The 26,188-nt window shown below is 37.5% G+C and carries 23 protein-coding genes; 16 read left to right on the top strand and 7 right to left on the bottom strand.

Annotated elements, in window-relative coordinates; translation table 11 throughout:
* Nucleotides 1-73: 73 nt before the first annotated feature.
* A complete protein-coding gene (locus EV142_RS07050; protein ID WP_132033902.1) occupies nucleotides 74-652 on the bottom strand; it encodes a TetR/AcrR family transcriptional regulator in 579 nt (192 codons plus the stop codon).
* Between the two features lie 288 nt (nucleotides 653-940).
* On the opposite strand from EV142_RS07050, the gene EV142_RS07045 reads away from it, so the two are divergent.
* Together EV142_RS07045 and EV142_RS07040 are read left to right on the top strand one after the other, a co-directional pair.
* Nucleotides 941-1,798: a helix-turn-helix domain-containing protein gene (locus tag EV142_RS07045; protein ID WP_132033900.1), complete on the top strand. Its 858-nt coding sequence runs from the start codon at nucleotides 941-943 to the stop codon at nucleotides 1,796-1,798.
* Between the two features lie 99 nt (nucleotides 1,799-1,897).
* Entirely contained in the window at nucleotides 1,898-2,548 is a 651-nt protein-coding gene (locus tag EV142_RS07040) for an HD domain-containing protein (RefSeq protein WP_132033898.1), read from the top strand.
* 97 nt (nucleotides 2,549-2,645) lie between these two features.
* Here EV142_RS07040 and EV142_RS07035 read toward each other — a convergent pair whose 3' ends face one another.
* Nucleotides 2,646-4,106: a glycosyltransferase family 2 protein gene (locus tag EV142_RS07035; protein ID WP_132033896.1), complete on the bottom strand. Its 1,461-nt coding sequence runs from the start codon at nucleotides 4,104-4,106 to the stop codon at nucleotides 2,646-2,648.
* Between the two features lie 387 nt (nucleotides 4,107-4,493).
* Nucleotides 4,494-4,928, bottom strand: coding sequence for a PepSY-like domain-containing protein (locus EV142_RS07030; RefSeq protein ID WP_132033894.1), 435 nt, complete (start codon nucleotides 4,926-4,928; stop codon nucleotides 4,494-4,496).
* Between the two features lie 287 nt (nucleotides 4,929-5,215).
* Here EV142_RS07030 and hmpA point away from each other — a divergent pair, with 287 nt between their 5' ends.
* From hmpA to EV142_RS06965, 12 genes are all read left to right on the top strand, one after another.
* Complete coding sequence (hmpA, locus tag EV142_RS07025; protein ID WP_132033892.1) at nucleotides 5,216-6,427, top strand: NO-inducible flavohemoprotein; 1,212 nt, start codon at nucleotides 5,216-5,218, stop codon at nucleotides 6,425-6,427.
* 323 nt (nucleotides 6,428-6,750) lie between these two features.
* Nucleotides 6,751-7,404 (top strand): hypothetical protein, encoded by a 654-nt coding sequence (locus EV142_RS07020; protein ID WP_132033890.1) that lies wholly within the window; start codon nucleotides 6,751-6,753, stop codon nucleotides 7,402-7,404.
* 481 nt (nucleotides 7,405-7,885) lie between these two features.
* The gene (gene kaiC, locus EV142_RS07010) at nucleotides 7,886-9,559 is read left to right on the top strand and encodes a circadian clock protein KaiC (RefSeq protein ID WP_132033888.1); all 1,674 of its coding nucleotides are present in this window, start codon (nucleotides 7,886-7,888) and stop codon (nucleotides 9,557-9,559) included.
* Nucleotides 9,560-9,566: 7 nt separating this feature from the next.
* The gene (locus EV142_RS07005) at nucleotides 9,567-9,863 is read left to right on the top strand and encodes a circadian clock KaiB family protein (protein ID WP_132033886.1); all 297 of its coding nucleotides are present in this window, start codon (nucleotides 9,567-9,569) and stop codon (nucleotides 9,861-9,863) included.
* On the top strand, nucleotides 9,863-10,162 hold the full coding sequence (locus tag EV142_RS07000) for a circadian clock KaiB family protein (RefSeq protein WP_132033884.1): 300 nt from the start codon (nucleotides 9,863-9,865) through the stop codon (nucleotides 10,160-10,162). The genes EV142_RS07005 and EV142_RS07000 overlap by 1 nt, the downstream gene beginning before the upstream one ends.
* On the top strand, nucleotides 10,155-11,420 hold the full coding sequence (locus EV142_RS06995) for a sensor histidine kinase (RefSeq protein WP_238698664.1): 1,266 nt from the start codon (nucleotides 10,155-10,157) through the stop codon (nucleotides 11,418-11,420). The genes EV142_RS07000 and EV142_RS06995 overlap by 8 nt, the downstream gene beginning before the upstream one ends.
* 6 nt (nucleotides 11,421-11,426) lie before the next feature.
* The gene (locus EV142_RS06990) at nucleotides 11,427-11,828 is read left to right on the top strand and encodes a response regulator (protein ID WP_132033880.1); all 402 of its coding nucleotides are present in this window, start codon (nucleotides 11,427-11,429) and stop codon (nucleotides 11,826-11,828) included.
* Between the two features lie 5 nt (nucleotides 11,829-11,833).
* A complete protein-coding gene (locus tag EV142_RS06985; protein WP_132033878.1) occupies nucleotides 11,834-12,649 on the top strand; it encodes a helix-turn-helix domain-containing protein in 816 nt (271 codons plus the stop codon).
* Between the two features lie 77 nt (nucleotides 12,650-12,726).
* Nucleotides 12,727-13,776, top strand: a complete 1,050-nt coding sequence (locus EV142_RS06980) for an alpha/beta hydrolase (protein ID WP_202978486.1) — start codon at nucleotides 12,727-12,729, stop codon at nucleotides 13,774-13,776.
* A gap of 216 nt (nucleotides 13,777-13,992) precedes the next feature.
* On the top strand, nucleotides 13,993-16,857 hold the full coding sequence (locus tag EV142_RS06975) for a TIM-barrel domain-containing protein (RefSeq protein ID WP_132033876.1): 2,865 nt from the start codon (nucleotides 13,993-13,995) through the stop codon (nucleotides 16,855-16,857).
* A 169-nt stretch (nucleotides 16,858-17,026) separates the two neighbouring features.
* Entirely contained in the window at nucleotides 17,027-21,001 is a 3,975-nt protein-coding gene (locus tag EV142_RS06970) for a hybrid sensor histidine kinase/response regulator transcription factor (RefSeq protein ID WP_132033874.1), read from the top strand.
* Between the two features lie 279 nt (nucleotides 21,002-21,280).
* On the top strand, nucleotides 21,281-21,526 hold the full coding sequence (locus EV142_RS06965; protein WP_132033872.1) for a hypothetical protein: 246 nt from the start codon (nucleotides 21,281-21,283) through the stop codon (nucleotides 21,524-21,526).
* Nucleotides 21,527-21,637: 111 nt separating this feature from the next.
* On the opposite strand, the gene EV142_RS06960 is transcribed toward EV142_RS06965, so the two are convergent.
* Both EV142_RS06960 and EV142_RS06955 read right to left on the bottom strand, forming a co-directional pair.
* Nucleotides 21,638-22,246: a thioredoxin family protein gene (locus EV142_RS06960; RefSeq protein ID WP_132033870.1), complete on the bottom strand. Its 609-nt coding sequence runs from the start codon at nucleotides 22,244-22,246 to the stop codon at nucleotides 21,638-21,640.
* Between the two features lie 3 nt (nucleotides 22,247-22,249).
* Entirely contained in the window at nucleotides 22,250-22,726 is a 477-nt protein-coding gene (locus EV142_RS06955) for a TlpA disulfide reductase family protein (protein ID WP_132033868.1), read from the bottom strand.
* Between the two features lie 214 nt (nucleotides 22,727-22,940).
* Between EV142_RS06955 and EV142_RS06950 the strand changes: the two genes are divergently transcribed.
* On the top strand, nucleotides 22,941-23,663 hold the full coding sequence (locus tag EV142_RS06950) for an AAA family ATPase (RefSeq protein WP_132033866.1): 723 nt from the start codon (nucleotides 22,941-22,943) through the stop codon (nucleotides 23,661-23,663).
* 255 nt (nucleotides 23,664-23,918) lie between these two features.
* On the opposite strand, the gene EV142_RS06945 is transcribed toward EV142_RS06950, so the two are convergent.
* Both EV142_RS06945 and EV142_RS06940 read right to left on the bottom strand, forming a co-directional pair.
* Complete coding sequence (locus EV142_RS06945) at nucleotides 23,919-24,308, bottom strand: RidA family protein (RefSeq protein WP_202978491.1); 390 nt, start codon at nucleotides 24,306-24,308, stop codon at nucleotides 23,919-23,921.
* 172 nt (nucleotides 24,309-24,480) lie between these two features.
* Nucleotides 24,481-25,044 carry a Crp/Fnr family transcriptional regulator gene (locus tag EV142_RS06940; protein WP_132033862.1) on the bottom strand — a complete coding sequence of 188 codons (564 nt, stop codon included), beginning with the start codon at nucleotides 25,042-25,044 and terminating at the stop codon, nucleotides 24,481-24,483.
* Between the two features lie 206 nt (nucleotides 25,045-25,250).
* Between EV142_RS06940 and EV142_RS06935 the strand changes: the two genes are divergently transcribed.
* The gene (locus EV142_RS06935) at nucleotides 25,251-26,129 is read left to right on the top strand and encodes a helix-turn-helix domain-containing protein (protein WP_132033860.1); all 879 of its coding nucleotides are present in this window, start codon (nucleotides 25,251-25,253) and stop codon (nucleotides 26,127-26,129) included.
* Nucleotides 26,130-26,188 lie beyond the last annotated feature (59 nt).

Below are 26,188 nucleotides of genomic sequence, written 5' to 3'. Positions count from 1 at the left end.
TATTATATTTAATTATTAAACTTTATATTAAAACAGACCGATCGGTCTAAAAATTAGCAAAAAAAAAATTTGGTCACAGGACATAACTTTTAAATTCCTTTTTTATGCTTTCCAAAACAAGTAGCATCTGTTGATTCCCCGCTAATTTTCCACATAAAATGGCACCTTCGACCATTGCAAAAACTTTGATGCTAAACTGTTCCGGATCTAATTCTTCTGATAATTCCTTATTTTTTATACCTTCTTCTACTATCGTAAAGAATCTTTTCTGAGCAGAAAACACCGCTTTTCTGACCAGTTCTTTCATGCCTGGATTTGTATCATCGGCCTCAGTACCAAAATTCAATATGGGACAACCCTCCATCATGCTTTTGTCATTCTGATAAACGTCTAATAAATTAAAGAGCTTTGTTTCAGCAAATTTGCCTTTAGAAACAGCTAAATCTAATTTATTTGCCAATTGTGATCTTAGATAGGCAAACGCCTCCATGCAGATTTCTTCTTTGCTTTCGAAGTTACCATAGATGCCTCCTTTAGCTAATTTTGTAGCTTCCATAATATCAGTAAGGGAAGTTCCGGCCATTCCTTTTTTGTTGATTATGGGTGCCGATGCTTCAATAATAAATTGTCTTGTTCTTTCTGCTTTGCTCATGATCTTTTCCTTTTGACGGTACAAATATAGACCGTTCGGTCTTAAACGCAATTAATTTTAACTTTTTATTTTTAAATGAATGGTGTTTTTGTTCATCAGAATTAAAAATAAAAATGCTATTTTATCCATATTTGCAGGCGTTTACAGCTAATTTATTTACTTTGGAATATTTCATTCAGAAATGCCAAAAACTAATAAAAAGGCTAAAACCAAATCATCAGAAAGGTTTCCATCTCTGATTTTCTAACTATCTTTACCTCACTTTTTTAATAATTACTCCGAAAAATTATGCTTTCCCTTTCCAATTTGCTTGTAGAAAAAGAGATTAAAAATTCCTTCTCCATTCATTTTTTTGAAGATAAAGAGTACGGGCAATTATCAACTTACAGACTTACTTATAATCGGATATTATTAATTAATTCCGGCATTGGAGAAGTTGTGATAGACACAGAAACATTTGAAATTTCTGCCGACACTCTCTTCTTAGTTGCAAAAGGTCAGCTAATACATTTTAAACCTAATTCAAAATTTACGGGATACGAACTCAGTTTTGGAGATTGTTTTTGGGAAAGAACACCTTCGAGTGCTAACAATTGCAAAGCGGTTCTTTTTAATAATGCATCTGCAAATCAAACTATTCCTTTACTTAAAGAAAATAATGACGAGCTTAATGCTGTTTTTAAGTCTTTATTATATGAATTTAAAAAAGACGAATACATCAATCAATTGGATGCAATGGCGGCTTATCTGAAAATTATCATGATCAAAATAGCCAATGTCAATCATTCCCTTGCAAAAGGATTTGACAGTTATGAAAATCAGCTTTATGCAAGGTTTTTAGAATTGATCAGTAAAAATTATAAAACTTCCCGCGAGGTAGCCGATTACGCCGGACTTTTGGGTATCTCTGCCCGCAAACTGACTGATTTATCCAAACGCTGCAGCGACAGAGGTGCCAAGGAATTAATAAACGGACAAATACTAGCGGAAGCCAAACGCTCTTTGCAATTTACTTCTGATCCGATAAAGGAGATTGCTTTTCAGCTGAATTTTGCTACACCGGATCAGTTCAGTCATTTCTTTAAAAAGAATACTCAGGTTTCGCCTCTCGATTACAGAGCGCTTTTTTTAGGCATTGGCGTTTAACATTTTACAAATACGAATGTTGTTTTTAACATGCGCTTGACGGAATTTGTCATTTCCAGAGTTTTTGGACATTGATACCTTTGAAAAAAACAATTGATCATGTCAGTAAAAAAACTAAAAACAGTTGCAGGAATCAGCATTCCAGACAGCTCCATTGCTCACCAGGCCACAGAACTTTTATTGGAACACGGAACAGAATTTATCTACAATCACTCTTTGCGCGTGTTTCTTTTTTCTTCCTTAAACGGAAAAAGAAAACAGCTTAAGTATGATGCCGAACTATTATATGTTGCCTCCGTTTTTCATGATTTGGGATTAACAAAAAAGTATAGCAGTGCAGATCTTCGCTTTGAAGTAGACGGTGCCAATGCTGCACGTGATTTCCTGAAAAGTCACGGATTACCACAAGAATCCCTGCAACTGGTCTGGGATACAATTGCACTGCATACCACAATTGGTATTGCAGAACACAAAGAACCCGAAGTGGCCCTGATGTATTCCGGTGTTGGACTGGATGTAATGGGTGAAGGTTATGAGCTCCTTAGCGAGGAAAACAGAATTCAGATTCTGGATGCTTTTCCTCGTAATGACTTCAAGAAAAATATTATTCCAACTTTCTTTAGTGGATTCGAACATAAAACAGAAACTACTTTTGGAAACATCAAAGCGGATGTTTGTGCGTATATGATTCCGAACTTTCATCGCAAAAACTTCTGTGACTGCATTTTGCATTCGCCATGGAAAGAATAAGTTTCTAAGTGTAGTGCTTTACAAACAAAAAAGCTTCTATTCATTCGAACAGAAGCTTTTTGCACCAATTAATCTCTATTGATTCAGAATTACAATTTTATTTTTTATCGGATAATCCACGGGTTAACCAGCCTCTTTTATTTGCAGTTACGATGGCATACGGAGTAATCCAAAATAAACTGAAAGTATAAAAGATACTATAGGAATACGCCCAGAACGAATCTGCCAGATTGTATCTTTTGGCATAAAACAGAACCGGGAAAGTAGATACGACTAGTATACTTAATAAGGTTGAGCTTAAGAATAATAACGGGTGCGTTGCTACAAAAATCAACATGAAAATGAGGAACGGATAGGCTAAAATGATTTTTAAAGATTGGTTGATAAACAAAAGTCTTGCACCAAATTTAGATTCTTTTCTAAAATCCTTAAAAACATATTGTGCCATCATCAGGTTTTCACGGACATTACTCCTGCTCCATCTGATAAACATTTTATACAAACCTGTGTATTCTTCAGGAACATTGGTAAGGACATAAGCATTTTTCTGAAACAACACATGAAGTCCCTGTTTCAGTATCATATTGGTCATGGCACGGTCTTCACCAATGTCTGAAGGCTGTCCCATAAACGTTTGGTTGATCCATTCCGGAAGACAGTTCATAACGGCATCTCTGCGGTACGCTGCTGCTGCACCCGGAGTACAAAGTACAGAGCCTAACATACTTTCGGCAGAACGCATGAATTCAAAACTCATTACAAAACTTACGTTTAACATTTTAGGAAGTAATGCTTTTTTATTGTTCAAAACCTGAACATTTCCTGCCACTGCCCCACATTTTTCGTTTACTACAAAAGGACTTACCAGATTTCTCAAAGTATCCTTTTTTACAATGGAATCACTGTCTACCGTTACAAAAATTTCTCCTGTACCCAATTCAAATCCACGGTAAAGTGCGTGACGTTTACCTCCGTTTTCAGGCTGTTGGAAAATAGTCAGACGATCTCCCAATTTGATTTTTGCCTGTTTCATCCAGTACCAGGTATCGTCTTTACTACCATCATCAATGGCAAGAATCTGTAATTTTTGCTCCGGAAAATCGCTGTTCGCCAAACTTAATAAAGTATCCCAAACCAGCTTCCCTTCATTGTAGGCTGGCACTATCACCGTACAGGTTGGCAATAAATCATCGCTAACCGACTCAATTGGTTTGTAACGCAAATAAAGAAATAAATTATAGGCAAACACACCACTTTGGAAAACGAACAAAGCAATAGCTAAAATCAGAAAAGGAAATCCCCACGAAGAGTTGATTCTTTCTATATGGAACTGATCAAAGTCAGGCTGAAATTGATACACCATAAAAGCTCCTGTCAACATCAGGGCAAAAGTGCTTATCAGTACAATTAATCCCAATGGACTTGAAGTTGTTTCTTTGTTTCTGGTTGATGTTGTACTATTAATACGAAAAATGGAACTGCTTATTGAATGTCCGTTATTGTTTGTATTGTCGCTTGTAGTATAAAATTGATCTGAAATAATTGTTTCACTTTTCATATTGCACTTCTGTTGATTTGTATGGTATGGCATTTATAATTTTCCCGTAAACAGGAATTCACATTTACACATTTAGCAATGCATGTGCCATTATGCTATAAAATACATTTTGAGGGATTTACGATATTTAAGCACTATTAAGAGTGTATAAAGTTTATACACTTGTACAATGTTTATACAGGTTTTGTGTGTATTCAGAATCTAAATTTGCTGGTAAATAAAGCTGCTTTGAAGTGTTACATCTTTATTTATTTCCTTTTGAAAAGTACTCAAATGGGATTGGAATTTCCTAAATACTAACGACAAAAAAAAGGAAATAGTATCTGACTATTTCCTTTTTCACATTTCGTTTTTTACTTTTTTACTTTTTTTCAATTTCCCGACAATTTAATCTTTCTCCCCTTTTATAAATTTTCCTTCTTTAGTAAATTCGAGATCAATTTTGTTGGTTAAATCTACATCCAGGTCTTTATGTCCGTAATCGATGTGGGTAATTTTTTCGTTCGGATAGTTTTTTGCCACGTACTCTTTAACAGATGCCGGAATAAATGCAGTCGGAATCGGTTTGTCACCGCCATCTACTTCCCGGTACGAACCATCTTTCCAGAATTCTACTTCTGTTCCGTCTTTCAGTTTAACCTCGTATCCTTTTTCGCCGTGTTCGGCGTCTTTTTTAGCAATGTCTATAGTTGTCTTACTAAAATGTTCTTTCAGAAAATCCTGTGCCGGTTGTGGCAGCTCTGTAACTGCGATTTTCTTTTGTGCGTTGGCCGATATTGCAAAACCCAGCAATACTGCGGCAAATGTGATTCTCATTTTCATGGGTTGTCTGTTTTAAAATTATTGTTTTACTAATTTACAACAGGAGAAAATATTTACAAACCAATTTAAGAAACCTTTATAATTTTATAAAATACTCATTTACAAAATATTACTAAATTATTACAATTGCAAATCTGCCGGTATACATCTCCTGAATCTTATTTTTCCAATTTTATGATTTGAGTCATAAAATGAAGTTTTAGTCCAGTGCTACATTTGCGAATGAAAATTCTAAAGCGCTTTACCATTTTACAAATCAATATTTAAACCTAATCCAAATAGCACAAATGAATACATATCAAAAAGAGCTTATCAAAGCTACCATTCCAATATTAAGAGAAAGCGGTGAAGACCTGACCCATTATTTTTATGCCCGAATGTTTACTGCACAGCCCGAATTGCGCAATATGTTTAATATGGGCAATCAGGCCAACGGACGACAAAAATCGGCTTTGGCTAATGCAGTCCTCGCGTATGCTGAAAACATCGAAGATCCCTCTGTTTTAATCGGTGTTCTAAAAGGAATCGGAACCAAACACAGAAGCCTGAACATTCAGCCGGAACACTATAAAATCGTGGGTACCCATCTGATTGCTTCTATCGGTGAAGTTGTGGGAGAAGCCGCAACTCCCGAAATCCTTGATGCCTGGACCGTTGCTTTTTATCAGCTCGCTCAAATCATGATTGATCTTGAAAAAAGACTGTATGAGGAAAATGCAGCGAAACCCGGAAGCTGGAACGGCTGGAGAAAATTTGTAATCAAAAAAATAGTACCCGAATCAAGTGAAATCAAATCGTTTTATCTGTATCCGGAAGACGGAAAAGAAATTGCCGATTTTCAGGCCGGTCAGTTCATCAGTGTTCAGGTTTTTGTGCCCGAACTGGATCTTTTACAGCCCAGACAATACAGTTTATCCAGTGCTTTTAATCCGGAGTATTACAGGATTTCGGTAAAAAAAGAGAGCGGACTGGCACCGAATCCCTCCGGCTTGGTTTCGAATACGTTACATGCAAAAGCAGAAGGAGATGTTATTTCGATTTCAGCTCCTGCGGGACTGTTCCATTTAGAAAAAGATTCGCAAAATCCGTTGGTTCTGATCAGTGGCGGTGTTGGCCTTACGCCCATGCTGAGTATGCTGGAAACAAATCTGATGTCATTTCAAAACAAAAAAACAATCTGGATTCACGGTTGTAGAAATGAATCGGTTCACGCTTTTAAAAATCAGCTTACTGAAATCAAAAAAGAGGCGAAACACCTGGAAACTTTTATTTTTTATGATACCATCGAAACAGACGACGAAACTTCAAATCAGATCATCAAAGGCCGGGTAGATCTTCATAAATGCAAGGAAGCCATTTTACTGGAAGAAGCTAAATTTTATATCTGCGGTCCGGAAATGTTTATAAAAACGCAATACGAAACACTCCTTAGCCTGAATGTCAATCAGGAGAATATTTTCTATGAAGAATTTGGACCTCAGTTAATTAATTTGAATTAAAGTGAAAGTTACCGGATTATACCACAGCAAACATCGGACTCGATTGCTGCAAAATTGGACCACTACCTTTTTTATTACTTTTACATTAGCCGGCATTAATTGTGCAGATTCCTCTAATTTCTTCTTTTTCTGGATGCGGTCCTGGCTTGTTGCAGGTCTAATTTCGAATGTGTTTTCATTCTTTATATTTAAAGACAAAAAATAAACGCGAAGAGCCTTCCTTATATTGGGAAGGTTTTTTATGTTTTTACAACGACCGAATGTTTATTCCGGTAACTTTATTGATATTTGTATTTCAACGTCTTTTTTACTTTAAAAAACAAATGAACAAAACAATTTTAGTGGTCGCGATTATAAGTACAATAGTCTTTTTTATGATACGGCAAATGGTCTATAAACCATATATGTGGAAAAAAGCAATTCATACCGAAGCACACAAACTGCAGGTAGGAAGTTTTATTTTTAGCAAACAAAGAGGTTCTAATGGAAGCCAGAGTTTCGAAAACAAATATTTTGTTTTTAAAGTAATCGAAATCAACGGCGATTTTGTGCGGCTTTCCGTTATTAGAAAATTATCTGAAAAAGGAACTATTGCTCAGGGCGATTTTTCGATCACTTCAAGTCATTATAAAACATTAAAAGAAAATATAACAAATCTGCTTATCACTCCAATTCAGCAAGAGGATCTGTACAAAGGCGACGGTCCCCGCTATGAGCTGAATAATTATTTGCTTCAGCAATATCCAAATTTAAAAAAGTCCCGATATTATTATGAAGATATCCCGGAAGAAAATAAAAATAAACCCCTACCCGCAAACGCAATGGAACTGAATATGTATTTCAGTCTGGTGTATTCTAAAAAGGAAATCATTGAAAACCAAAAACTGACTCCCTGGATTATGAACAACAGCCTGAAAAATGAGCCTGAAATTGCTAACGGGCTTTCACAGAAAATAGATTTAATTTTAAATAAGTAATTTTTATTCTTACCGGAAAGTTCCATAAACAGGGCCTTCTTTAATTCTCGAATATTCTCCGATTGTAGCCTTGAACAGAACATACGTCTTATCAAAAGTAAAAAGCAAACAGGAAGCAATTGCTGAAGCCGAAAAACTCAATCTGACCAACAATCCTTTTTTAGTATTCCCTGCTCGGAAATCTATACAGTGACTTTGATGATAAGAAGGCTTTACATCAATTTGAAACCGCTCTGGACTTAGCCAAAACGATGGCCAACAAAAATTTGATCCGCAAAAATATGGAACGATTGCGATCAAAAACTAATTAAATATTCCCTTATTTTTCGCTATTTCAGACGTAATGGTATGCAATTATGGTTTTCTCTTTTATTCTCTTTTACGTTGCGAATTTATTTAAACAGCTGTTAAAACTTTAATAAATAGGAATGTTAAATTCTGTAAGAAAACGTATATTTGAGTAAACAGAATATTTTATAGCGTGCAAAAAGAATCAAAATCAAATCGTTTTATATTTCCAAAAACTCCGACAGGAGTAGATGGTCTGGATGAAGTTACAGATGGAGGGTTTCCAAAAGGGCGACCAACTTTAGTCTGTGGCGGAGCCGGCTGCGGAAAGACATTGTTATCTATGCAATTCCTTATTAAAGGTATTACAGAATATAATGAGCCAGGGGTCTTCATGTCTTTTGAAGAACCCTCAAATGACCTTACTCTAAATGTCAAATCACTGGGTTTTGACCTTGAAAAGCTAAAAGCCGAAAAGAAACTCGTAGTCGATTATGTAAGAGTAGAAAGATCTGAAATAGAAGAAGCAGGTGAATACGATCTTGATGGTTTATTCATCAGATTGGGTCATGCCATAGACTCCATAAAAGCCACAAGGGTTGTATTGGATACTATTGAGTCCCTATTTGCCGGTTTGGATAATCAGGCAATACTGAGAGCTGAACTTCGCAGACTATTTCATTGGCTTAAGACCAAAGGAGTGACAGCTATTATTACAGGAGAGCGCGGTGAAGCAATGCTTACGCGACAAGGATTGGAAGAATATGTTTCAGATTGTGTAATCGTGCTGGATCACCGTGTTATCGAACAGGTTTCTACCCGAAGACTTCGAATTGTAAAATACAGAGGGTCGACACATGGTACCAATGAATATCCGTTCCTTATTGATGCAGATGGAATTTCAGTACTTCCCATTACCTCATTAAGACTGGACAACGAAGTTTCTTCAGAGATAGTTTCTACCGGAGTTCCCGGATTGAACACTATGTTTGAGGGTGGAGGTTTTTTCCGTGGCAGCAATATATTAGTATCCGGAACAGCCGGTACGGCCAAAACAACCATTGCCTGCTATTTTGCCGCAGAACAATGCGAAAAAAAGGAGAAAACACTCTATTTTGCTTTTGAGGAATCACCGCAGCAATTGGTTCGAAATATGAAATCGATAGGGGTCAATATGGAGAAATACATTAAGAATGGTACTTTGCAAATACACTCTTCACGTCCTTCGCTTAATGGTCTTGAGCTGCATTTGCTTACCCTTAGAAAATTGATCAGGGAATTTAAGCCAACCACCATTATTATCGACCCTATTAGCAATCTGACTTTAGTTGGCAGTGAACACGAAGTCCGCTCCATGCTGGTACGATTGATAGACATGCTGAAGATCAATAATATTACAGCTCTTTTTACTTCCCTGAATAAACAAACTGATAATTTAAGACCTGATCTTGCGGAAGAATCCGTATCATCTTTGGTAGATACCTGGATAACAGTACGTGACATGGAAGGAATCGGCGAAAGAAACCGAGGGCTTTTTATTGTAAAATCACGAGGAATGGGACATTCCAATCAGGTACGTGAATTTATTATCACAAGCAACGGAATTGGATTACTCGATGTAGAATTGGGACCACAGGGAGTTTTAACCGGAACGGCAAGAAAATCACATCAGATTAAAAAAACAATATCGGATATTAAGCTTCAAAACGAAATCGATCGCAAAGACAGAGAAATTGCGCGTAAACGCAGAGTTCTTGAAGCCAATATAGAAGCTCTTAAAAATGAATTCGAATCTGCTGCGGAAGAATTAAGTATTCTAAAAGCAACAGAAGAATTACAGGAAAAGCTAGCTTCTAAAAAAAAATAGAGATCATATGAAAAAGGAAGTAGCCGAATGGCAATTACTGCTTTATATAGCAGGACAAACGCCAAAGTCAATAAAAGCACTCGAAAATATAAAAAAATATGCCGAAGTACATCTGGCTGGAAAATACAGTATTGAAATTATAGATCTGCTTAAAAGTCCGCAATTGGCTGAAGGCGATCAAATCTTAGCAGTACCTACCTTAGTTAGAAAATTTCCGGAACCTATTCGTAAAATCATTGGTGATCTTTCCAATGAAGAAAGAGTACTTGTCGGACTTAATATTAAACCTGTAATCTCTTACTAATGGATGATCCCTCTGACGACACAAGTACAACCCAACATAAATTTATGCTTTTTGTTTCGGGTATGTCTGTAAAATCAGGACATGCCATAGAAAACCTTCGTAAAATCTGTGATAAATATTTGACAGATAATTACGAACTGGAAATTATAGATATCAGCCGTGATACAGAACAGGCTGTAATTCATCAAATTGTAGCAATACCTACATTAATAAGAACAGATCCTGCACCGCAAAGAATTATACTTGGAGATCTATCCGATAGAGAAAAGGTGTTACGGATATTAAATATCAGTGAATAATTTGGAGTATAACAATAAAAATATCGAATCTTTATTAAAAGAAATAGCCTCATTAAAAGAAGAACTTTATGAAGCCAATAGCATTGTCGATGCCATAAAACAAGGAGATGTTGATGCATTAGTAGTAAATAACAACGGAGTTCCTCAGCTTTATTCGCTGGAAACCGCCGATTACACTTTCAGACTTTTAATTGAGAAATTTGGACAGGGCGCACTGAGTATTGCTAAAAATGGACTCGTATTATACTGCAACGATTATTTTGCAAAGCTTGTAGGCCTGCCTTCCGAAAAAATAATTGGAAACTATCTCTATGAATATTTCGAAAATCCGGAAAACTTTACCGCATTGATAGAAGCCTTGAAATATGGTGTTACCACACACGAAATTGTGTTTAAAACCCAGAATGAGAAACATGTTTTCCCGGCTTATATTGCCTTAACTGATTTTGAACCTTCTGTACAGGGAATCGGAATTGTGATCACCGATTTGACAGAAAAGAAAAAACATGAAAAAGCGTTAATAGACCACCAAAAGGAACTCGAAGAAAAAATTCATGAATTGAACAGGATCAACAGCAATCTGGAAGAATTTATTCATGTAATTTCACACGATCTTAAAGAGCCGCTTCGAAAAATCGTCATGCACAATACAAAAATTGACGGAAGTTATCTTTCAGAAATGGATGCTAAATCCATGAACGTGATGAAATTATCTGCATTACGGCTCAATTCACTTGTAGATGATTTAGTACGTTATTCGTCCCACACCGCACAGGAAGAACGTATGGAAATCAATCTGGCACAGGTTATTGCTGAGGTCAAAGAGGATTTAGAAATAATAATCACCGACAGGAATGCAACTATTGAAATTGGAAAACTCCCCTTAATTAAGGCTTCAAGAGTACAAATGCGCCAGCTTTTTTCAAATCTTATTTCAAATGCTATTAAATACAGCAAAAAAGAAATTCCGCCCTTTATTCAAATTTCACAAATTGAAAATTTTAAATCTGAAATCTCAAATCAATCCACTAAATTTGTAAAAATTCAAATCAAAGACAACGGCATTGGAATGGAGCAAAACCATCTTATAAAAATTTTTACTATTTTTCAGCGCCTTCATGCCAAAACCGAATATTCCGGAAATGGTATTGGTCTGGCAATTTGTAAAAAAATCATGGAAAACCATTCGGGAAATATTACTGTTGAAAGTGAATTGAACAATGGAACCACTTTTAATCTTTTTTTTCCAATAGTATAAACGCCGATGCTAAATAACTTACATATTGTTATTGCCGAAGACGACAGCGATGATGCTGACGTAATGCAGGAGACTTTTAATAAAAACCCGAACTTTGGTAAAGTAAGTCTGGTGAGCAATGGTGAAGAGCTGCTGAATTACCTCAAAAACACTTCCAATCCCATTCCGGATGTTATTCTGACCGATATCAACATGCCAATACTGGATGGTATTGAAGCTTTGCAGCGGATTTTGAATGATACTGATTTAAAAACTATTCCCTGTTTTGTCTATTCTACCAGTATAAATCCGGCCTACAAAGAAAAATGTGATGTACTGGGCGTAAAAGCCTATCTGATCAAACCGTATTCCTTTGAAGCTTTTGAAGAGATTCCAAAAAACATCCTTACTATTATAGAACAGGAATAATCGCAATGAACAATCCTAAAATTTTCGAATCCAATTATAAAAAGCTGGGCTTTAAAGTGCTCAGCCCGGATTCTATGGAGGAAATAAATGGCGATTATTACAAACCGTACATTAAAGTCCTTTATCTACCGGAAGATTATGCGGTAACCATAGATTTTAAACGGTACAAAACCAGAACACCTTCCCTGTTTTTCATTAATAGCAATCGTGATTTTTATTGCGTACAAATTCACGATGCCGAAGTAGCCTGTGACGGTCTGTTGTTTAATAATATTTTCGAAATGCCAATGACAGCCTTGCCTGACAAGGAAGTCTTTTTTGTGGAAGGGATTTTTAATCAGATTCAGGAAGAATTTGACACTCCGGATGCTTCACAGGAAGAAATGATCCGGACGTATCTGAAACAACTTATTATAAAAGCAACCCGAATCTGGAAGGTGCAGCAATTAGGTATTCTGAATACTGAACCTTCCAGGGAAGTGGATTTCTTTCGGGATTTTAGCCGTCTGGTCGAAATTCACTTCAGGACCAAACATACGGTAGCAGATTATGCTGATATTCTTGGCGTAGCTCCAAAAACACTATCCAATAAATTCAATCGTCTGGAACTAACCCAGCCCAACGATATTATTAAAGACCGGATTATACTGGAAGCAAAAAGGCTTTTAGGGTATTCTTCTTTAAGTGTAAAAGAAATTGCCTATCAACTCGGATATGAAGATCCGGCGTACTTCAACAGGCTTTTTACCAATAAAGTTGGCGACACACCTTCAAATTTCAAGAAAAAATACCTTCAAGGGAAAAATGTACAATTAGAATAGACTTTTGTCTATTTTAAGCACCTTACTACCGCCATATTTTTGTCCTATCAAATTATAACTGATAAAACATAAAAGATATGAAAACTATTAAATTATTACAACAAGGTTTATTTATTGCAGCATTGTTTATGGCAAACACAATGGTTACAGCACAAGAAAGACAATTTAAAGGAGAAAATGACCCGCAGGTCTTTACAGAAGTCCGTTCGTTTTTAAAAGCTTTAAATTCAGGTGACGGAAAACCATTAGAACAATTAAGTATTTCTGATGCCAGAAATGTTTTGGTTGGCGCTCAAAAATCGGTAGAAGTTGATTATTCCGGTATCGATGAATCGGAGAAAGTGATTTCACAAAACGGATACAAAGTAAAAATCCACATTACAAAACCTAAAGGAGCCAAAGCAAATGCTCCGGTATTTATCTTCATTCACGGTGGCGGCTGGGTGTTAGGTGATTATCCGACACACAGAAGATTAGTAAGGGATCTAGTAGTTGCAAGTGGTGCCGTAGCCGTATTTCCGGACTATACTCCATCTCCCGAAGCACAATATCCGGTAGCCATTAATGAAATTTACGCCGCCACACAATGGGTAGCCGAAAATGGAAAAGAAATTGGTGTTGATGGTAAAAACCTTGCTGTCGTAGGAAACAGTGTTGGTGGAAATATGACTGCCGCTATTACGCTAATGGCAAAAGACAAAAAAGGACCCCATATTAAACTTCAGGTTTTATTATGGCCGGTAACCGATGCTAATTTTGAAACTGAATCTTATAATTCTTTTGCAAACGGCAGATTCCTAACCAAAAACATGATGAAATGGTTCTGGGACAATTATTTACCGGATACCAGCAAAAGAAAAGAAATATATGCTTCTCCGTTGCAGGCCAGTCTGGCTCAACTGAAAGACTTACCTCCTGCACTGGTACAAACCGCAGAAAATGATGTTTTGAGAGATGAAGGCGAAGCTTACGCCAGAAAGCTAAACGAAGCCGGAGTTCCGGTAACACTAACAAGATACTCCGGATTAATTCACGATTACGGGCTTCTAAATCCAATTGCTAATGTGCCTGCCGTACAAACTGCGATTGAACAAGCTGGCGTAGTGATCAAAACTACCTTAAAATAAGTAACACAAAAATTAAGAATCTCAAAAAGGGGAATAGTTTTAAAACTATTCCCCTTTTCTTTAATGTGGAAAAAGACCGCATTTAAAGGATTTGCACTCCATAAATCAAACAAATAATTCATGATGATACCTTCTTAAAAACATACACATCCCCTAAATAGAATTATTATACTGAAATTTGGTAACTTAAAATTTTACTAAAACCACTATTTAACCATGCGCAAAAAAATACATTTCTTATTTGCTGCAACGCTGTTAGCCTCTTGTTCGGTGAAGCAATATCAAACTATCGACGACGGTATCATTGTAAGCGTAAAGCAAAACAGTAAAACAGATGTTCAGAAAGTACGTATTCAGGTACTACAGGACGAATTAATTCACGTTTCCGCCACTCCCGACGCTGAATTCGCAAAAGATTCTTCACTGATAATTGTTGCCGGAAAATCAAAAACACCTTATAAAGTAGAGACCAATGTCGCCGATTCTATTTCGATCGTAACCTCGCGTTTGAAAGTGATGGTTTCTAAAATAAACGGCGGAATCAATTTTAAAGACAAAGATGGTAAACTAATTTTAGCCGAAAAATCAGGCGGAGGAAGAAATTTTACTCCGATTGAAGTGGAAGGTACCAAAGGGTATACCGTTCGTCAGATTTTTGATTCCCCTGCCGATGAAGCTTTCCACGGATTGGGACAACATCAGGCCGATGAATTCAATTACAAAGGTAAAAACGAAGAATTATTTCAATACAATACCAAAGTTTCCGTTCCTTTTATCGTTTCGAATAAAAACTACGGGGTTTTATGGGACAGTTATTCTTTGAGCCGTTTTGGTGAAAGCCGCCCTTATGCCCAATTGAATACCGTTTTTAAATTATACGATAAAAAAGGAAATGCGGGAGCTTTGACAGGGACTTATGTTTCTAATGTAAAAGACGTGCAAAACATCGAGCGCAAAGAAGAATCTATTTTCTTTGAAGACATTAAAAGCATCAAGAAATTACCGCAAAATTTCCCTTTAAAAAATGCTGACGTCACCTACGAAGGAGCAATTGAAGCACCCGCAAGCGGAACCTACAAATTTACGTTGTATTATGCCGGATATGTAAAAGTATATTTAAACAACGAATTGGTAGTTCCGGAACGCTGGAGAACAGCCTGGAATCCGAATAGTTATAAATTCTCTTTACCCTTAGAAGCCGGAAAACGCGTACCCTTACGAATTGAATGGAAACCGGATGGCGGAACTTCCTATTGTGGTTTAAGAGTGCTTACACCCCAACCGGAGGAAGAAAAAAACAATCAGGTATGGTGGAGCGAAATGACACAGAAAATCGATTATTATTTCGTTCACGGAAATTCTGCAGATGAAGTAATTAAAGGCTACCGTACCTTAACCGGAAAATCTCAGATCATGCCAAAATGGGCCATGGGATACTGGCAAAGCCGCGAAAGATATAAAACACAGGATGAAATTGTGGGTAATCTGAAAGAATTCAGAAAACGTAAATTCCCGATTGATAATATTGTCCTCGACTGGAATTACTGGGAAGAAGATTCCTGGGGAAGCCATGAATTTGACAAAAAACGTTTCCCTAATCCGCAGGCCATGGTAGATTCTATTCACGCTATGAATGCAAAGATGATGATTTCTGTCTGGCCGAAATTTTACAAAACAACCGAGCATTTTAAGGAATTTGATGAAAAAGGCTGGATGTACCAACAAGCCATAAAAGATAATGTTAAGGACTGGGTTGGCCCTGGTTATGTGGGCTCTTTTTACGATGCGTATTCCGGTGGTGCCCGTAAATTATTCTGGAAACAAATCTATGATAATTTGTACCCGCTAAAAATTGATGCCTGGTGGATGGATGCCAGCGAACCGAACGTACTGGATTGCACCGATATGGACTATCGAAAAGCCTTATGCGGACCAACGGCCCTGGGTTCTTCTACAGAATTTTTTAATACGTATGCCTTGATGAATGCGGAAGCCATTTACGATGGACAACGCAGTGTGGAACCCAACAAAAGAGTATTTCTGCTGACAAGATCCGGATTTGCAGGTTTACAGCGCTATTCTACAGCAACCTGGAGCGGTGATATTGCCACACGTTGGGAAGATATGAAAGCTCAGATTTCTGCCGGACTTAATTTTGCGGTAAGCGGTATTCCGTACTGGACGATGGATATTGGCGGTTTCTGCGTAGAAGACCGATATGTAAGCGGACAGCAGCAATACGACAAAAATGGTCAGGAAAATGCTGATTATAAAGAATGGAGAGAATTGAACACACGCTGGTTTCAGTTTGGTGCCTTTGCTCCTTTGTACAGAGCACACGGACAATTTCCGTACCGTGAGCCGTGGAACATAGCTCCGGATACACATCCTGCTTACCAGTCTATTTTGTATTATACCAATTTGCGTTACAGACTAATGCCATACATCTACACCATGGCCGGAATGACATACTTTGAGGATTATACCATCATGAGACCTTTGTTTATGGATTTTGCTGCAGATAAAAAAGTGCAGAATGTGAGCGATCAGTTTATGTTCGGACCCTCGTTTATGGTTTGTCCGGTTTATAAATACGAAGCCCGTAACCGTAATGTGTACTTTCCGGAAGGAACCAACTGGTTCGATTTTTATACAGGACGTTACATCACCGGAGGACAGCAACTGAATGTGGATGCACCTTATGAGCACATTCCGTTATTCATTCGCGAAGGATCTATTATTCCGGTTGGACCCGAAATGCAATACAGCACAGAGAAAAAAGCAGACAAAATTGTGCTTTATGTGTACATGGGACAAGATGGAAAATTCACCTTGTATGAAGATGAAAACGAAAATTACAACTACGAAAAAGGAAGCTTTTCTAATATAGCTTTCAATTACAATGAAGCTTCCGGAACGCTCACCATTGGGGAGCAAAAAGGAAAATTCGACGGAATGATCAGGAATCGAAAATTCGTGATCGTAGCCGTAAGTAAAGATAAACCGCAGGCTTTTACCTATGATGCCGCCGGAAAAGAAATTAGTTACGACGGAAATCAGCAAACCATAAAGCTGAAATAAGACAAAAAGAGGTTTATACGAATTCGTATAAGCCTCTTTTTAATTAAATAAAAACCAAAATTATGGCAGTATTCCACGCTGCTTTATACCTTTGGAAGGATTACGGGAAGAATGCCACTTCTTGAAATATTATCCTATATTGTACTTCCAAAAGTAGCTTTAACTTTAAATGAAACTATTTAACCCATTTCTCTACATCCTTTTTCTGTCGCTCCTCGCCTCTTTTGGTGCTGTGGGGCAATCGTATACTTTTCATCATTTAAAAACGAATGACGGACTTTCGAACAGTACGATCAAAAGTATCCTGAAAGACCAATATGGTTTTCTATGGATCGGAACAGAATCAGGCCTGAACCGTTATGACGGCTACGGATTTAAAGTATATGCAACAAAATCCGATAAACCGTCGTCCATCATAAACGACGATATCCGAGGCTTGCAGGAAGATGGTTTGGGAAATATCTGGATCAGTACCGAATTCAGTTATATTGTTTATCAGCGTCATAAAGATAATTTCAGAAGTGATATTCCGAATGTACTCAAAGATTTGGGGATTAAAGCAGAGGAGAATTATAAAGTTTACGTCGATAAAAACAAAGACTTATGGGTTTTGTCTGGAAACAGAATCTTTGTGTATGATACCTATAAAAAGAACTTAAAAACCTTTAGTTCGAAAGAAAAAATAGCGGAAACTTCAACTGTCTTTTTAGGTGATGACGGCAATTCCATTTTTAGAGTGCTCCATTCCGGAACTATTTTGAAGGTAAACAAAAGCAACGGAAGACAATCTTTTTTGAAACTCCCTGATTTTGTTTCACAGCACCTTCAAAACAAAAAGAATAAAATTTATGTGGATTCCCAAAACGGTTTATGGATTTTCTCGAATACAGCTGCCCTCTTTTATCAAAAAAACAGCCAAACCGAATGGAAAAAAATCACGCTCAATTCAGCTGTAACTACACAAAACGATGTCATATTCGACATCAAAGACGATGGAAACGGCAGGGTCTGGATTGGCACGGACCATCAGGGGATTTTTATTTATAACACCGTAAACAATAGTATTTCCAACCTCACCCACAACCCCGACAACACTGCTTCTATCGCATCCAATAATATCGGCTGTCTGTATAAAGATGATACCGGAACCCTATGGGCGGGTCACAACAAAAAAGGGATTTCATATTATAATGCCAGTTTTGGAAATCTCGTTACTGTCGAATTACAGGACTGCAAGGATGTCAGCACTTTCCTGGAAGACAAAAAAGGAAATCTCTGGCTGGGAACCGATGGAAATGGTTTGTATTTCAAAGAAAAATCTTCCGGAAACAAAATCACGAAAATGCCTTTGGCGAGCAATGTAATTGTTTCATTGTTAGAAGATAAAAAAGGAAGAATCTGGATCGGCACCTATTTAAACGGTTTGTTTTGCTATGAAGACGGAACCTTTAAGCATTTTACAAAAGAAAACAGCACTTTAAATTCGAATGATATCTGGAATTTAAAAGAAGACCGTTATGGCAACTTATGGATAGGTACGCTTGGACGTGGAATACAATGCCTCAGAAGCGGCACCACCCGCTTTGAAACCATAGCCAAAACCGTCAAAGGACTTGAATTTACGCTCGATATGTTTTATGACAACGGAGACCAATTATACGTCGGCACAGACAACGGACTTTTCAGTATCGATATTCTGACCGGCCAGCAGGTTAAAGCTTCGGGAAACAGAAGCAAAACGCAAAAATTCAGGCAGAGCTTTACTTCCAGCGTTTACAAAGACAGCAGGAATAATATCTGGCTGGGGCATTCCAAAGGTTTATCCGTCTGGGATACCCAAAAAGATACGGTCTACTATTTCGACAAAACCAATGGGTTGTCTGATAATATTGTAAAGGGAATTATTGAAGACAATCACCGGCACATCTGGATCACGACAAGCAACGGATTATCGGTATTGACTGTCGAACCCAATACAAAAGGGATCTTAAAAATAAGCAGCCGGAACTTTTCTGTTAAAGACGGACTTCACGATAATTACTTTAATACCCACGGCATTTACAAACTTCAGAACGGAGACATTCTTTTGGGCGGAACAGAAGGCTATACCACTGTAAACCCGAATAAAATGGCAGAGAAAAGCAAACCTCTCGCCAAAGTCATTTTTACCGGATTAAGTCTTGGTAATGTACCCGTTCAGGTAGATTCGCTTTATAACGGCCATCGTTTACTAAAACGCTCCATGGAGCAGACTTCAGAAGTTACGTTCAGTCATGACGATCAGTTAATCGCCATTCAGTTTACGACCGCAGATTTGGTTAATGCCGATAAAGTCCGTTATCTCTATAAACTGGAAGGTTTTAGTAACCAATGGCTTCCGACAGAAAAAAACAAAATCGAATTTTCATCGCTTGCTCCCGGCACTTATACCCTTTTCATTAAAGCTTCCAACAGCGACGGAATCTGGAACGAAAAAGCCACTGTTTTAGACATTACGGTCACTCCGCCCTTCTACTTGTCGGGTTGGGCCTTTTTATTCTATGTAATGGCAATTGCCGGAATTACCATGTACGTTATAAAGCATACCCGAAAAAAACACCGGAAAGAACTGGAACAGCAGCGCATACAATTGGAACATCTTCAGCAAATCAATCTGAATGAAATGAAACTCCGGTTTTTCACCAATATCAGTCACGATCTCAGAACACCGCTGACCCTGATTACCATTCCGCTTCAAACCATTCTGAACAAAGAGCTGGAAGAAGGTCTTCGCGCCAAACTCAGTATTGTTTATAAAAATGTAGAGCAGTTAATGACGCTCATTAATTCGGTATTGGATTTCCGTAAACTGGATGTCGGCACCGAAAGCCTGAATCTTAAATCAGGTGATTTTGTGTATTATATTCAGGAAAGATGCACCCTTTTCCAGTCTTATGCCACCGACCGCAACATGAAGTTCTCCTATACCAGCGAGATGGAAACGCTTATGATGGAATTTGACAACGTAAAAGTCCAGAAAATACTTTTTAACCTGTTATCCAATGCTTTTAAATATACGCCCGACGGAGGAAGTATCAATTTGCACCTCTACCGTGAAGAGAAAAATGTGGTGGTGTCTATTTCCGACAGTGGTCAGGGCGTTCCTGAAAATGAAAAGCAATCTATTTTTGAACGCTTTTACCAGGCCGAACAAAGTGAAGAAAATACCGGAAGCGGCATTGGCCTTCATATTGTAAGCGAATATATCGCGATGCACGGTGGCAGTATTACAGTCGAGGACAACTCGCCAAAAGGAAGCATTTTCACCTTCAGGCTTCCTGTTCAAAAAGTAAAAAGCAAAGAACAGATTCGGCTATTGGAAAGCCATCCCGAAAAGAACATAAACGAAAAACCGGTTTTACTTTTTACAGACGACAACAAAGATTTCTGCGATTTCATGTCCGAAAGTCTTTCTGAATTTTATACCGTTCTGGTTGCCCATGATGGTCTTGAAGCCCTGGAAAAATTGCAGCAAAACAATATCAATATTGTCGTGAGTGATGTTATGATGCCAAAAATGAGCGGTACCGAATTGTGCGCCCAGATCAAAACGACAATAGAATGGTCGCACATTCCGGTCATCCTGCTTACGGCACGAACTGCTGAAGAATACAAAATAGAAGGTCTTATGCTGGGTGCCGACGATTACCTGAACAAACCTTTTAATTTCAATCTGCTCAAACTTCGTATTGATAAATTTCTGGACTGGACAAAAAAATCCCATCAGGCCTTTAGCCAGAAAATTGACATTGCGCCAAGCGAAATTACCATTACTTCCCTTGATGAACAATTGATCGAAAAAGCGATTAAAACCGTCGAGGAAAATATCGCTAATCCGGATTTTACAGTAGAAGAACTCAGCGCTATTGTAGGGCTGAGCAGAACACACCTGTATAAAAAGTTAATGCACATCACCGGAAAAGGCCCCGCGGAATTCATCAGAACGGTCAGACTGAAAAGAGCCAGACAGCTCCTCGAAAAAAGTCAGCTCCAGATTGCTGAAATAGCGTATGCCGTTGGTTTCAATTCCCCAAAACGATTTACCGTTAATTTCAAAAATGAATTCGGAGTCTCTCCTTCTGAATATGTTCGTAATTTGAAATAACAGTTAATTCGGCTCCTTTTTTATTAACATCAGATTGGTGAAAACATAATTTAACACACTAAAAAACAACCGTTTATTTTTCTTTAATTTTAAAATGTAAAAATGCTTAAAAAAATTTAAGCTAAATTAAATCCAAAATATCAATTTGCACGTAAATAAGAAAAACGGTACTCTTGAGCAGGGTAGATTCAAATGTAAATGGGTTTTTTGGAACATCTTGGATTTATCACACTTTTGATTATCGTTTTCTTTTTTTATTAAATTTTAAGAAACTAAAAGTTGGAAAAATTAAACGTTCAAAGGTTAAAAAGGACTTTAGATTATTTGGAAAGTAAACAGCGGGAATTAAAAAACCAGAAAGAAAACGATACCAGAAGCCTGGAATCCATGATCAAATACCTGAAAAAAGACATGATGGAACAGTTTAAATTATCCGATCATGTTTTATTGTCCATGAAGCAGGAAATTAAAAACACGGAAACTTTTATCGTCATTGTACAAAATATAATAGATGCCAATTCCTAAAATGGTGGAATCTAACCGGAATTAGGATACGATTGTATCTTCGAAAATTTCCAAAATAAAAAAACGCCCCGGTTAGGAGACGTTTCTAAAACATTTTACAGCTTTTAGTTTTTATACTTTCGCTTTTCTTTTCACCGTACAGCCAATTTCTTTAGTTTCGGTTACAGTCGGTTTTTGATTGTTTTTCAGGGATGCAATTACATCTTCCACATATTTTGTTTTTTCGCTTTTCGTTCCTTCAGGATCATTATCGATTGCCCCTGTGTATTCTACGACAGTTCCTTTTGCCGTTTTAGAAACCACAAAAAGATGAGGTGTATGTTTCGCTCCGTATTGGTCGGTTACCACCTGCCCTTTATCAAACAAATAAGGGAAGGCATATTTTTTCTCTTTGGCCAAGTCCTGCATTTTATCAAAAGTATCTGCTTTTGAAGCTTCAGGATCATTCGGATTGATGGCAATTACAGGATAACCTTCCGGTCTGAACTTTTTATCAAGATCAATTATTCTTTGCTCATAAGCTTTGGCATACGGACAGGTATTGCAGGTAAATACCACAATAAAACCTTTAGCGTTTGGATAACTTTCGAAAGAGATGTCTTTATTGTCTACATTTTTTAGTTTAAAATCCGGTGCCGCTTCTCCCGCCTTAAGCGTTTTGCTTTGTGCCTGAGATAAAATCGCTGTAAAAACCAGCAGAATGGTGATGTACTTTTTCATGATTTATAATTTTTTATATTCGGTTACTAATTGTTCATAGGTAAGTTCAGTTTCCAAAAATTTCCTCTTGTCGTTTTTAAGGAAGAGCGTCGCCGGAATACTGCCCGACCAGGACGGATCGATCCGGTCGATATATTCCTGCGGATTGCTTTCATTCAAAAGAAAAACCGGATTGGTAATCTTCTTTCTTTTTACAAACGGCACCACGGCTGTATTCAATTTCGATTTAAAATCAACACTTACCAGGAGCACCGCCAGTTTCTCCGATTGGTATTCCTGGCTCAGTTTTTGAAAATGGGGTAATTCTTTGATACACGGAGCACACCAGGTCGCCCAGAAATTGACCACATAGGTGCTGTCTTTTCCGTTTTTTACTCTTTCCTGAAGCTGATCAACAGTAAGCAGCTTTACATTCTGGCTGTAAGACATTACGGGACATGCCAGCAAAAAAACACAAATTATAAAGGTTCTTATTTTCATCGTATAATGGCGTAATGACTGTTTGAATAACGGGATTACTTCCTACAAATATAAATTAATGCCGAAATATTTTTACCAATCCAATCATACATTTTATAGTATTAGGATCAATTTAACAAAATACGGAACTACCAGTATCAGAATTACTGCCTCCTAAAATTTAAGTAGAGATGTTGCAGAATAAGCTTTAATTTTGTGAAAAATAAAACTCCTGATGAATCTGTACGAACTGACCGTAAACGATACTGAAAAAATTGCACTGAATGATTTATTTTTTAGTGCCGAAAACAAAGCTGCGTTGGCACAGACCATCAAAGAGCATCAGTATCTGGAGGAATTAAAAAAATACGATCTCAAAGCAGACCATAAAATATTGCTGCACGGTCATTCAGGATGCGGTAAAACCACGACTGCCAAGGCCATTGCCACGGCTTTAAACAAGAATATCGTAATAATCAACCTGAGCACTTTAATTAATGCCCGAATTGGTGAAACCTCCAGAAATGTAAAAGCCCTGTTTGATAAAGCGATTCGGGAGAAAGCAGTTTTATTTCTGGATGAATTTGATCAGATCGGAAAAAGCCGTGACAGTGAAGATAAAGACGTCGGAGAAATGAGACGCCTTGTCAACACGATTATCCAACTGATTGATTATTTCCCGGCGGACAGCTTACTCATTTGCGCCACCAATCATTATCACAGTATCGATACCGCTTTATTGAGAAGATTTCAGATCCGCCTGAAATTCGAAATGCCCGACGAAAATCAACTTGATCTGTATTACGACAAGCTACTGGAGCGTTTTCCTTCGCATCTGCAGGACATTCCGCGACACTATAACATTTCGTATGCCGAAGCCAAAGATTACATTCATACCCTAATGAAAAAGCAAATCATTGCAGAATTAGAACTTGCCCATAAAAAAAACAGCGTTTAGAATACTTGTTTCTAAACGCTGTTTTTATTTTTGAAAAGCTAAAACCCTGAATACTGCCTTTTTGACATTGTGTTTTTTCAGGTCATTTCTCCGTCACCGCTCCGTCACTCCTATACGTAAAGTTCGGGAGAGCGTTTTGGAAAATTTTCTATTTTTCAGTCACTTTGTCAGAAAAAACCATACAGTCCTGACTTCAATTTGCCACGACACTGTGTAATTAATTTTGAATAGCCATGAAATCTTATTTCCTATAAATCACTTCACGACCGTTGCCTCTACTTCTACTTTTAAGGTTTCAAAAAGCGTTTTTACTTCCAGTAAAGTGCTGGTTTGCCTGATCCCGTGTTTGGCGATCCAGTCCTGAAAAACATTGAAACAGGCGAAAAGTTCCGATTCTGAAGTGGTATAGACATTCAGTCGCACTATATTTTTACATTCATAACCGGAATCTTTTACTACTTTTTCCAGATTGGCTAAGGTCTGAATCAATTGTGATCTCATGTCGGCATCGCTCGATATGCCGGCGGCGTTAATAGCCGTTTGTCCGGAAACATAGAGCGTTCCTTCCGGATTTTTCACTTTTACTGCCTGTACATAACTTCGTTTGTCCTGCCACTCCCAGGGGTTAATTACCTTCTTTTCCAGTTTGTTGGTTTTGGTTTGCGCCATTACAGGCACAGCAGTCAGGACTGCCATTGCTAGAATCTTGAGGCCTTTTTTCATTTTTACAGTTTTTAAATTATAGCTGCAAAATTGAATCGATTCCCGGATTCTAACGTGTGACAAACATCACAAATGTTAAGTAAGTAAAAGAAAATTAAGACGAAAGCCGGCTTAATGTCTCTCGAGAAACGCCTAAATAAGAAGCCAGCATGGTTTTGTTGACCCGCTGAAATAACGAAGGATGCTGTTTCAGCAGCAAATCGTAACGGTCTTTTGCACTGGAAGTTAAAAAAGACAATATCCTGCGCTGGGAGGCAATATGTCCTGAATTTGATTTTTTAAGAAGGAAATGTTCCATCTTCTGAAGTACGGCACACAACTTCTGATAATTTTCTATTGAAATACAGAAAACATCGGTGTCTTCAATACACTGCAAAGACATAGTAGCGTTAGTTTGGGTAAAAAAGGCAATAAAGTCGCTTTCCCACCAATCTTCCATGGCAAAGGATACAATATGCTCATTTCCGTTTTCGTCCTCGTAAATGAGCTTTAAAAGGCCTGAAACGATGTAATAACAATCAATATTGGTGTCACCTTTGTCAATTAGAAATTCTTTCTTCTTAAAACTTCGGGAATTAAAATGCGAAAGCACTAACGAAAATTCATCATCAGTCAATAGTATTATTTTTTCAATATGTTCCCTTAGTTTTTGATGCATTTTCTTTTTTAAAAATGGATAAGCCTTAAATTTATGGTCGCAGTACGGAAGCAAAAATAGATTTTTTACGGAAAGCCGGTGACTTTAAAATCATTTAATTGTTTTTAAAAAGTACTTCATTCCTGTAACTAAAAGTCATTTTTAAGACTTATTTTTAAACTAGTTCCCGTTGATTAGCACTCCATTTTTAATCTAACAAGCAAAAAATGACAACAGACATCATCGAATTAAATGACTTTATTGTTTTAATCGAACAATCAAATGCCACCAAACCATTTGTTCAGAAATGTGAAATCGACGGAGATGCTGTTGGATTTGCTTTTTATGGTTCCGGGAACGTTGAACTGGAAATAAAACACAATAATCAGACTAAATACTTAACCAATACAACTGGTCTGGCGATTTGCTTTTTTGGCAATCAGAAAGTGGAATTCGCACACAAAATTGAACCAGATAAACCCTTACAGTCCATTAGTATTTTTACGAAACTAAAAAACCTGCCGTCGCTGCATCAGGCCGAAAAAGAAGTTTTTGAAAAATATTTGCCTCAATTAGTACATCCAAAAGAACACTTCGTAAAAGGCCCTTCTTTTTATATGACGCTCGATATGCAGCTGGCCGTTCAGAAAATTTTCAATACGACTTACATCGAAAACACCCGTTTGTTATTTCTAAAAAGTCAGGTCAATGAACTCTTGGCTCACTTCTTCGGACTCCTGGCAAGTGATCAGAAAAATGCTTTTTCTGAAAAAGACCGTGATAAAATTTTTCAGGCCAGAGAAATCGTTACCACCCACTATTCCCAACCTCCCTCTATTAGCCAACTTTCTAAAATGGTGGGACTTAACAGCAATAAGTTAAAAAAGAACTTTAAGGAGTTATTTGGTGTCCCTGTCTTCAAATACATTCAGGAGGAACGTCTGAATAAGGCTTACGAATTGCTGCAAAACAGCGACAAAACCGTACAGGAAGCTGTCTGGGAAGTCGGTTATGAAAGTCTCAGTTCTTTCTCGAATGCTTTTTATAAAAAATTTGCAACCCGCCCGAATACAGTAAAGCAAAAATGCTTTTCAGACAAATCATAATTCTTTTGCAACAAATGATTCAATAGCAAACCCAACACCTTTGTATCAGTATTCATTTA

This window comes from Flavobacterium circumlabens, assembly GCF_004345565.1.
In the GTDB taxonomy this organism is placed as follows: Bacteria; Bacteroidota; Bacteroidia; order Flavobacteriales; family Flavobacteriaceae; genus Flavobacterium; species Flavobacterium circumlabens.
The sequence above is the reverse complement of the archived record's forward strand: the minus strand, read 5'-3'. Positions and strand labels throughout refer to the sequence as shown.